Source organism: Moorena sp. SIO1F2, assembly GCF_010672755.1.
Classification (GTDB): Bacteria; Cyanobacteriota; Cyanobacteriia; order Cyanobacteriales; family Coleofasciculaceae; genus Moorena.
In genome coordinates, this window is the sequence record NZ_JAAHFV010000235.1 from 1 (window position 1) to 10,396 (window position 10,396).

At 44.2% G+C, this 10,396-nt stretch carries 6 protein-coding genes and 1 pseudogene; 2 read left to right on the plus strand and 5 right to left on the minus strand.

Annotated features, from left to right (window positions below; translation table 11 throughout):
- From F6J94_RS23185 to F6J94_RS23200, 4 genes and pseudogenes are all read right to left on the minus strand, one after another.
- Positions 1–496, minus strand: a pseudogene (locus tag F6J94_RS23185) (hypothetical protein); the annotation flags it as partial.
- A gap of 627 nt (positions 497–1,123) precedes the next feature.
- On the minus strand, positions 1,124–1,357 hold the full coding sequence (locus tag F6J94_RS23190; protein WP_293023141.1) for a hypothetical protein: 234 nt from the start codon (positions 1,355–1,357) through the stop codon (positions 1,124–1,126).
- Between the two features lie 685 nt (positions 1,358–2,042).
- Positions 2,043–2,570, minus strand: a complete 528-nt coding sequence (locus F6J94_RS23195; RefSeq protein WP_293044533.1) for a DNA-binding protein — start codon at positions 2,568–2,570, stop codon at positions 2,043–2,045.
- Positions 2,571–2,768: 198 nt separating this feature from the next.
- A complete protein-coding gene (locus F6J94_RS23200; RefSeq protein WP_293044535.1) occupies positions 2,769–4,400 on the minus strand; it encodes a lipid-A-disaccharide synthase in 1,632 nt (543 codons plus the stop codon).
- Between the two features lie 527 nt (positions 4,401–4,927).
- Between F6J94_RS23200 and F6J94_RS23205 the strand changes: the two genes are divergently transcribed.
- Positions 4,928–8,920 (plus strand): magnesium chelatase subunit H, encoded by a 3,993-nt coding sequence (locus F6J94_RS23205; protein WP_293044537.1) that lies wholly within the window; start codon positions 4,928–4,930, stop codon positions 8,918–8,920.
- Between the two features lie 630 nt (positions 8,921–9,550).
- On the plus strand, positions 9,551–9,805 hold the full coding sequence (locus F6J94_RS23210) for a hypothetical protein (protein ID WP_293023148.1): 255 nt from the start codon (positions 9,551–9,553) through the stop codon (positions 9,803–9,805).
- Positions 9,806–10,200: 395 nt separating this feature from the next.
- Here the strand turns inward: F6J94_RS23210 and F6J94_RS23215 are convergent.
- Positions 10,201–10,396: hypothetical protein (locus tag F6J94_RS23215; protein ID WP_293044539.1), on the minus strand; the 196-nt coding region annotated here is incomplete at its 5' end.

Genomic DNA, 10,396 nt, shown 5'->3' on the forward strand with positions numbered 1-10,396 from the left:
TTTTATTACCGAGTTTAAAATCGCTGATAAGGTTGCTGAAGTTACCAATATCTATAGCAATGCTTTTTCCTATGTCTGGTTCCAATTCTGAGAATTTAGAACTTGCCCAGGTTTGCAAGATATTGATAAAGTTATCATCGAGTTTGTCTAGGTTTGCTTCCAGGAGTGGGTAGACTACTGTGGGGTCGCCATTACTGTCGGCAGTTGCTTGCAAGACTTTCTCTAAGAAGTCCAGATAGTCTTGGGATGAGGGATTAACTAAACTAGAGGATTCTGAAATTATCTCTAAAAGCTCACTTCTGAGACTAGCTAAAAATTCAGCAGCGTTTTGGTTCCCATCGGCTGCTATTTTTTCTGCTACTACTGCCATTACCTGCAATAATTCTGCATCCACTAACTCGCGGTTACTCTCAAGAATTTGATCGTCTTCACCGCTGGCACAAGTTAGCAGTTGCTGGATCAAGTTGAGGCATGCTTGTCTTCTTTCTTCGTCCATTGTTACTTATTCAGCTATTAGCCGTCAGCTGTCAGTGGTCAGCTAATGCGCTACGCGCACGCTACGCGAACAGCTATTAGTTTGACCAGGTGGTGCGTTACGGGACGGACTCTTCCAAGACTGACTACCGATAAAATGAGGCCGAGCCCGTCCCTAACGCACCCTACGCCTACTCTTTTCCCCCCTTTTTTTAAGGGGGGTTAGGGGGGATCACAACTCCCATTAATAACTTCTATAAGTATAGCAATAAATAAAAAAAATCGGTCAAGCTCAGATAAACCCTAATACTTGACCGAATTATAGTGTGTAAACATCAACAAGGACAGCTAAGCTGCACGTAAACCATATAACTCATGACTTATTAATTGTACATTATTCCCGAGTTAGTCAGCTATCAGCTATCAGCTATCAGCTATCAGCTATCAGCTTATGCAGGTAGCGCAAGTGCTTTTGAATAAAATAAGCTGACGGCTGAATGCTGACGGCTGAATGCTGATGGCTGGTAGCTTATTTATACCCCTCCCCAAAAAAAACTTTCATTCTTCATTCTTCATTCTTCATTCTTAATTCTACATTCTTCATTCTTCATTCCTGGTCGCCAGGGCGTGGCCCTGGCAAATTACTATCCTAGTCTAGGTAAAAATTTCGAATCAAAGTCACCATAACCTCACCAGGATTTCCGGTAGGTTCGGGAGTGCTCCATTCCTCTGGATAAGCGTATTTAAGAGAATAGATGGCAATAATTGTTTTCCGAACTTGTTCAGGAGAACCGACCAAGATGTGCTTGACTTTTTTAGGTTTGCGACCTTGGTTTTCAGGGTTTTGATTTTCATCAGGGTTTGACGGAAAGTTTGTACTCATGAATCGTTATTGGTTTAAAGTGCTTACATTATTAATATATTAATTTATTAATTATTTGTCAAGGGGTTTAGGAATTTTTTTTATTACCAATTGACGAATATTAATCGTAGGGTGGGCAGTGGACGAGACCAATAAAATCCGATGGTAATCCTTTAAAGCACTGCCCACCCTACAGGTATATCTGGGGTGGGCAGTATTATATCCGATTTTCAACTATTACTATCCCTTGAAAAACCACTGCCCACCCTACATCTACATCTAGATGTTTAATAAAATTAATCCTCTGGTGGGCAGTGTTCTATCCGATTTTCAACTATTACTATCCCTTGAAAAACCACTGCCCACCCTACAGGTATATCTGCTTTACTATTAAAATAGTAACTTATTAACCATTTGTCAAGGGGTTTAGGAATTTTTTTTTATTACGAAATAGGGCAATAGTATAGGGGTTTAAAATTGGGTTATTTTTTTAGGTAATAGGGAACAGGGAATAGGTAACAGCTCAAAAAATATGTTAAAAACCTAGATATTTTTAACACGATAGTTGTCTTATTTTTTAATAAAATTAATCCTCTGGTGGGCAGTGCTCCATTCCAATTTCAACCTTTACCATCCCTTGAGAAAGCACTGCCCACCCTACATCAGATCTCAAACAATTCTGTGTACCTCATGAGTCCTAGAAACGCTATATTGAGAAATAGCTCTTAATTTCACTAACTTCGTGAACTGTTGCGTCAAGGCTATCTTGAGACTCTTCTAATTTATCGTCGAGGTTCTCACTACCAGTAAACACTTTAGTAGTCACTGGAACGTTAGGCTCAACTTGGAGCCACACCGAATCACTAATAGACTCAGCTTGTAATGGTCGATAAACCAGTCGGCAGGCTCCTGCGATTTCTACCTCATGACAGCAATGAGTCCGCTCACCCCGTTTAACAGTAAACACTGGCAAAGATGTCTGGTTCTTGTGATTGCTTTTTAAGGCTTGCTCATTAACGTGGATATAGGTAGCTTCGAGATGTTTGTCCTGATTCCATGTACCTTTTGGTCCCCTACGACCTTCGGTTACCACTGGCACACCATCATATAATGGAATCTGCCAAAACCGACCCACTTTTTTGGCTCCTTTGATGCGATCTTTACTTAATAGCATCCGCAGTCGCTGAGACGATATACCCAGCAGAGATGCAGCTTGTGTTGTACCGACAACCATAACTAAAATACTATTGCGGAATAGTATTGTAATCCCATCTAACTGGGAAAGTCAAGCTCAAGTAGGGAGTAGGGGAGTAGGGAGTAGGGAGTAGGGGAGTAGGGAGTAGGGAGTAGGGAATCGGGAATCGGGAGTCGGGAGTCGGGAGTAGGGAGTAGGGAGTAGGGAACTAAAATTTTCGGAATTGATTTAGGTACCTTACATAACGTCTTTCTGAAGTTCTTGTTTAACCAGTTGAGCTAAGGTTTGGGCAGCTCCTGGTTTTCCCCGAACACTCTTTAGATGCGATCGCATTTCGGACAACTTCTCTGGATGCTCCAGATAGTCTAGGGCAAGTTGAGCAACCTCAAGCGGCTCAAGCTTCCCTACCAATTCTGGCACAATTTCTCTTTTTGCCCAAATATTCGGCCATGCAAACAGACGCTTTTGCCCTAGCACCAACCAATTAATCACTTTGGCTAGGCTAGAGCCTACTCCTGGTAACTTGACCAATAGACCGGGTAAGCCATCCCAAGCCCGCATCGCATCTAACTGTTGCGTCGGCAACAGCACAATCATGGGTACCGCCAGAGACCCCAACTCAGCAGTATTCGCTCCCACTGTGGTTAAGCAAAGACAACATTGGGATAACAACTCATAGGCCGGAAAAGACTCCCAGAGTTCTACACACAAGCCACTGGGGGTTTTGAGGAATAGTTGCGGGGTGGAAGGTTTAAGGTTAGGAGGTTGAAGGTTAGGAGGTTGAAGGTTAGCTGGTTGAAGGTTAGCTGGTTTAAGGTTAGCTGGTTTAAGGTTAGCTGGTTGAAGGTTAGCTGGTTGAAGGTTAGCTGGTTGAAGGTTAGGAGGTTGTTCGCCTTTGGCGTTCCGGTAGGGTAGGTTATCGGAGTTTGAACCTGTAACTTGTAACCCGTTAACCTGTAACCCGTTAACTTGTAACCCGTTAACCTGTAACCCGTTAACTTGTAACCCCTTAACCTGTAACCCTGGATTAATGACCGAGTCGTTATCAACTTTATAAATAAGTTGTGCCTCTGACCATCCTGTCTTGTTAATGATGGGATTGTGATCTCGATTGGCAAATTTGGCTAATGTTTTGAGATCTATGGTAGGAGCAACGGGAATCACAAAGCGAGTTTGGGGTCTAGCCCTATGAATGTGTTCAGCGATCGCTAAAGACAAAGGCACTCCCTGAGCTAGTTTGGCTGGTTTTGACCCCGGTAATAGTGCGATCACTTCAGTGGAATGTTCAAGGGTATCTTCCGTTAAACTTGCAATCTGAGAACCTGTAACCTTCAACCCCTGAGTAACCTGTAACTCCTGATTAACCTGAGAACCTGCAACCTGTAACCCCTTATTAACCTGTAACCCTCTAATCTCTGCCATTAAATCCCCCACTATGGTGAATTTATGGGCATAGGTCTTAGGCACTTGAGCGATAATATCGGGTTTCATCACTCCAAAGTGGTCAATCCAGCGGTACCAACGAGCATCCCACTCGGCATAGACAACACTGCGATACCCTAAGCGCTTACTAATCACTACTGGAAAAAATTGGTCTCCCCCTAGGAATAGAACAACCCCTTTTGGATGCCAGTCCCAGTTTTCCGCTGTCTTCCCCCACAACAAGAATGGTAAAAAATCCTCCGCTGCCTGAACCCGGTCTACTTCTGGGTAGGATTTTGCGATCGCATCTTCTTTGCCCGTGGCATGAGGGCAAGGAGATAGCACTACCGATATCCGGAGTAATGAACGGTCATTCCCTAGAGTTTGCCGCAATGCCTTCACCACTGGTCGCACCCAGGTGGTCAACTCTCCTGGGCCATTGGACATAACTAAAATATCTGCTGCTGGCACTCTTCCCCACTCCTGATTATGACTATGTGGCTTTACTCAAGGCAAAGATTACTAAATCAGGACTTACTCCGTAAGCCCTTAAAATCTTAAGTAATAATTAAGGAGGAACGATAAGTAATAGTTTTATCAATCGATAAATTTTCCTTATATATACAACTAAGCTGACTTTTGTCAAGGATTTTTATTGTTTAGTTTTTTTAAGCTAAGCTGATTTAGTACTTCAGTAATTGTTAAGTAATTTTACAAAAAATTGTAATTTTTATATCGAATTGTATCAGATAACGGCTGAAACTCCCTGAAAGTATACGTTTTTTGATAGAAACTCTTTAGTTGGCAAAACAAAACCATCCCAACCAAGAGTGAGTGGTCACTGGTAGAGACGTTAGATAGCACATCTGTCAATAAAATCTAAATACGATCAAAACTATCAAAGGTGATCAGCCACTTACCGCCACTCAAGGTAAGGCACAGATAACGAATAATCAGGAAGGAGACCTAGCCGCATGTTCACTCACGTCAAGTCCACCATTAGACACATTACCCCGGAAGCCTTGAATGGGCGTCATTTGCTGAAGGTGGTCTATGTCGTGCTAGAACCGCAGTACCAAAGTGCATTATCAGCTGCTGTTCGGTCAATCAATCAAAATCAACCAGATATCGCTATTGAAATCAGCGGCTACCTCATTGAGGAACTCCGTGACCCAGAAAACTATGAAGACTTTAAACGGGATATAGCAGAAGCGAATATCTTTATCGCGTCACTAATTTTCATAGAAGACTTGGCCGAGAAGGTAGTCACCGCTGTACAACCCCATCGCGATCGCTTGGATGCCGCAGTCGTATTTCCATCAATGCCGAAAGTGATGCGCCTGAATAAATTAGGTAGCTTCTCCATGGCGAATTTGGGTCAATCCAAGAGTGCGATCGCACAATTCATGCGTAAGCGCAAGAAAAAATCTGGGTCTTCCTTCCAAGACAGTATGCTCAAGCTGTTGCAGACCTTACCGAAAGTCCTGAAGTATATGCCCATGGACAAAGCTCAGGATGCTCGCAACTTCATGCTGAGTTTCCAGTATTGGCTAGGGGGGTCTTCTGATAACCTGGAAAACTTCTTGCTGATGCTAGCAGATAAGTATGTCTTTAAGCGCGAGAAGAAAAACAGCGAAACCTCTGTCCAATTCAAAGACCCAGTGGTTTACCCAGATATGGGGGTTTGGCATCCTCTAGCACCACAAATGTTTGAAGATGTCAAGGAATACCTGAACTGGTATAGTAGCCGTCAGGATATCTCAACAGACATAAAAGACCCCCTCGCTCCCTGTATTGGTTTAGTCCTGCAACGCACTCACCTAGTTACAGGGGATGATGCCCATTATGTAGCCATGGTGCAGGAACTCGAAGCCATGGGAGCAAGGGTGATTCCCATCTTTGCGGGTGGTTTGGATTTCTCTAAACCAGTAGATACCTATTTTTCTGAGGAACATGGCAAAACCGTAGTCCCCTTAGTGGATGCTGTGGTATCTCTAACCGGCTTTGCTCTAGTAGGAGGTCCAGCACGGCAAGACCATCCCAAAGCTATTGAATCCTTAAAACGCCTAAATCGCCCGTATATGGTTACACTTCCCTTAGTCTTCCAAACTACGGAAGAGTGGGAAGATAGTGAATTGGGACTGCACCCGATTCAAGTAGCATTGCAAATTGCCATTCCAGAGCTGGATGGTGCCATTGAACCAATTATCCTATCCGGACGGGATGGCGCAACTGGAAAATCCATTGCGTTACAGGACCGGATTGAATCAGTAGCCCGACGGGTGATGAAATGGGCGAATTTGCGCCGTAAGCCCAAGCTTGAGAAGAAAATTGCGATCACAGTCTTTAGCTTTCCCCCAGATAAAGGCAATGTTGGGTCAGCGGCCTATCTTGATGTATTTGGTTCCATCTATAAAGTGATGGAAGCCCTAAACAACAATGGTTATGATGTCCAAGACTTGCCGGAATCTGCTGAGGCACTGATGCAAGAGGTGATCCATGATGCCCAAGCTCAGTACGCTAGTCCAGAATTGAATATTGCTCACCGGATGTCGGTGATGGAGTATGAACGGTTTACTCCCTACTCCACTCGCTTAGAGGAAAACTGGGGACCACCACCAGGAAATCTTAATAGTGATGGACAAAACTTGTTAATCTACGGCAAGCACTTCGGGAAGGTATTCATTGGAGTACAACCTACCTTTGGGTATGAAGGAGACCCAATGCTACTGTTGTTCTCCCGTTCCGCAAGTCCTCACCATGGCTTTGCTGCCTATTACACCTATTTAGAACAAATCTGGCAAGCGGATGCTGTGCTGCACTTTGGAACTCATGGGTCTCTAGAATTTATGCCAGGGAAACAGATGGGGATGTCTGGAGACTGTTATCCAGATAATTTAATTGGTTCTATTCCTAATCTGTACTACTATGCTGCCAATAATCCTAGTGAAGCAACCATTGCCAAGCGCCGCAGCTACGCTGAAACCATATCCTATCTCACCCCACCCGCAGAAAATGCTGGATTATATAAGGGGTTAAAGGAACTCAGTGAGTTAATTGGGTCTTATCAAACTCTCAAAGATACTGGGCGCGGTGTTCCCATTGTTAACACCATTATGGATAAGTGCCGCTTGGTGAATCTTGATCAAGATATTGCCTTGCCCGACCAAGATGCTAAGGAGCTGAGTGCGGAAGAACGGGATACCTTGGTCGGTCAGGTGTACCGCCGCTTGATGGAAATTGAGTCAAGGTTGTTACCCTGTGGGTTGCATGTGATTGGTAAGCCACCAACCGCAGAAGAAGCGATCGCAACTCTAGTCAATATTGCTAACTTAGACCGTAGCGAAGACGAAATCATCGGTTTACCCCGGATTATTGCTAACAGTATTGAGCGAGAGATTGATGAAATTTACAGCAACAATGACCAAGGCATCTTAGCTGATGTGGAATTGTTGCAAGATATCACCCAAGCTACCCGTGCTGCTGTTAGTGCTATGGTTCAAGCTCAAATCGACAGCGATGGACGAGTCTCTAAAGTCTCTAAACTCAACTTCCTCAACCTTGGTAAAAAAGCACCTTGGCTAGAAGCTTTGCACAATCTAGGATATACCAAAGTAGATTCCGAAGCGATCAAGCCTCTGTTTGACTATCTGGAATTCTGTTTACAGCAGATAGTAGCAGACAACGAATTAGGAGCAATGCTCCAAGCCTTAGATGGGGAATATGTGCTGCCAGGTCCTGGTGGTGACCCGATCCGAAATCCCGATGTGCTACCGACCGGTAAGAATATTCACGCCCTCGACCCCCAATCCATTCCCACCCTAGCAGCAGTGAAATCTGCCAAAATCGTAGTAGACCGACTGTTGGCACGGCAAAAGCGAGATAATGATGGGGCTTGGCCAGAAACCATTGCGTGTGTGCTATGGGGTACGGATAATATTAAGACCTATGGCGAATCCCTAGCCCAAATTCTGTGGATGGTCGGGGTTAAGCCAGTGCCCGATGCCTTGGGACGGGTGAATAAATTAGAACTAATTCCCTTAGAAGAGTTAGGTCGTCCTCGGATTGATGTGGTAGTAAACTGTTCCGGTGTCTTCCGGGATTTGTTCATCAATCAGATGAATTTACTCGACCAAGGGGTGAAAATGGCCGCAGAAGCGGATGAACCCCTGGAAATGAACTTTGTGCGGAAACACAGTTTGCAACAAGCTCAAGAGATGGGGATTAATCTACGGCAAGCTGCGACTCGGGTGTTCTCCAATGCTTCCGGTTCCTATGCCTCCAATGTTAATTTAGCTGTAGAAAACAGCACCTGGGAAGAAGAAGCCGAGTTACAGAATATGTATCTCAGTCGCAAGTCTTTTGCTTTCTCTTCTGATAACCCAGGCACCATGGAACAGAGTCAGAAGATTTTTGAGTCGGCCTTGAAAACTGCTGATGTTACCTTCCAGAATCTTGATTCATCGGAAATTAGCCTTACTGATGTTTCTCATTACTTTGACTCTGACCCCACTAAGGTAGTAGCAAACTTGCGCAACGATGGTAAGAAACCAACCGCTTACATTGCTGATACTACTACTGCTAATGCTCAGGTTCGCACCCTATCAGAAACCGTCCGTTTAGATGCCCGGACTAAGTTACTTAATCCCAAGTGGTACGAAGGGATGTTGAATCATGGCTATGAAGGGGTCCGGGAACTTTCCAAACGTTTAGTGAATACTATGGGTTGGAGTGCAACAGCTGATGCAGTAGATAACTGGGTTTATGAAGATGTGAATACTACCTTTATCCAGGATGAAGAAATGCGTCAGCGGTTAATGAATTTGAATCCCAATTCTTTCCGTAAAGTAGTCTCTACCTTATTGGAAGTTAATGGCCGTGGCTATTGGGAAACCAGTGAGAGTAATTTACAGCTGTTGCGCGAGTTGTATCAGGAGGTTGAAGATAGGATTGAAGGAATAGAGTAGGATTTTTTGCTATAGCGGTTTTCAATTCGGTGAGGTACACAATTTAGGGAATAGGCAATAGGCAACAGGGAATAGTGAATCATATTCCCCCCTTATTAAAGTCCCCCCCTTATTAAGGGGGGTTAGGGGGGATCCCTACTCAAGGCAAACTGTACCTAATAATTATGGAGAAAGCTATAGTCACAATCTAGCAATTATATATCCCATAAGGTACCTATTATCCCCCTTTGGTCCCCCTTAATCCCCTCAAATTGATCCCCCGTTTCCCTTAATAAGGGGGACTTTGAGGTGGAAAAGCGTACCTCATAACTGCGAGAAACGCTATCTAGCAATTCTATATCCCATAAGGTACCTATTATCCCCCGTTTCCCTTAATAAGGGGGACTTTGAGGTGGAAAAGCGTACCTGATAACTGCGAGAAAAGAGTAGCTTTTTCGAGACGTTCAATAGAGCGTCTCTAATTTTTAGGGCTTACGAATTTGCCCCCTAAATCCCCCAATTCTGGGGGACTTTAACTCAACTTAGCGGTGGGCGAAATTTGCTGTAAAAAAAATTTATAAAAACCCTTGACAAATAATACGATAATCGTTATTATTATTATAAATCAACAACAAGCAAAAGGTGACCATTATGGATTCCGAATTTCGCCCAAACCCAGAGACTAATCCCGAGGATATAACTCCTAGTAATAATCCTCAAGAATCCTTTCCAAAAAAATACCCGGTTCAGCATATTTTGAAGGGGTCTCGCAAGGCCATAATCAACACCATGCATACTCTCCATGTAGTGGGTTATGCGGAAATTGTCGAGTGGACTCCTCTGCAGCCGACGGGACTTCCTGGAGAATTTATTACGATGATGACGAAATACTTAACTCTGGGTTAAGCAATTAAATTGCTGGGGGGCTTTGCCCCCTGGCCAAACCATCGGGACTGCTCCCATGGGAGCATGTCTGGTATGGTGCGAAATCTGAATTACATAAGGTTAGTAAACAGCTAGAGAAAATGTCGCAGAGTCTACCAAAAAATCTTACTGCTTATTTGTTAGACTTAAATTAGGGTAACACCGACAGGGATTATTATGTAACTTAAATTAAAGCCGAAAACCAAGGGTTTAATAGTTGCGCTCTCTATCCCGGTGGAACCAACTTTGTTGACATTTTTATGGCGCTCGTGGGATATTCCTGAGAGCTTTGGGAGATACCCCCTGGATGTGAAAGCATCTTGCATTGGCGGGCTAAAGTTTATCTTGGTAGACTTTGGTAGCTAAAAAGTATCGGTTCATCTGGCCGTGGATAGTATTTCTGCGGCTATTTTTTTTGTAAGGGAGTAGGGAGTAGGGAGTAGGGAGTAGGGAGTAGGGAGTAGGGAGTAGGGAGTAGGGAGTAGGGAGTAGGGAGGAGGGAGTAGGGAGTAGGGAGGAGGGAGTAGGGAATAGGGATCGGATAAGCGCGGAAGCTGAGGCCGTAGGCAGAAC

Bases quoted from the DNA above. Each gene is read 5' to 3' on its own strand.
- F6J94_RS23210 (WP_293023148.1), top strand. From the start codon at position 9,551: ATGGATTCCGAATTTCGCCCAAACCCAGAGACTAATCCCGAGGATATA.
- F6J94_RS23190 (WP_293023141.1), bottom strand. From the start codon at position 1,357: ATGAGTACAAACTTTCCGTCAAACCCTGATGAAAATCAAAACCCTGAA.
- F6J94_RS23200 (WP_293044535.1), bottom strand. From the start codon at position 4,400: ATGTCCAATGGCCCAGGAGAGTTGACCACCTGGGTGCGACCAGTGGTG.
- F6J94_RS23195 (WP_293044533.1), bottom strand. From the start codon at position 2,570: ATGGTTGTCGGTACAACACAAGCTGCATCTCTGCTGGGTATATCGTCT.
- F6J94_RS23205 (WP_293044537.1), top strand. From the start codon at position 4,928: ATGTTCACTCACGTCAAGTCCACCATTAGACACATTACCCCGGAAGCC.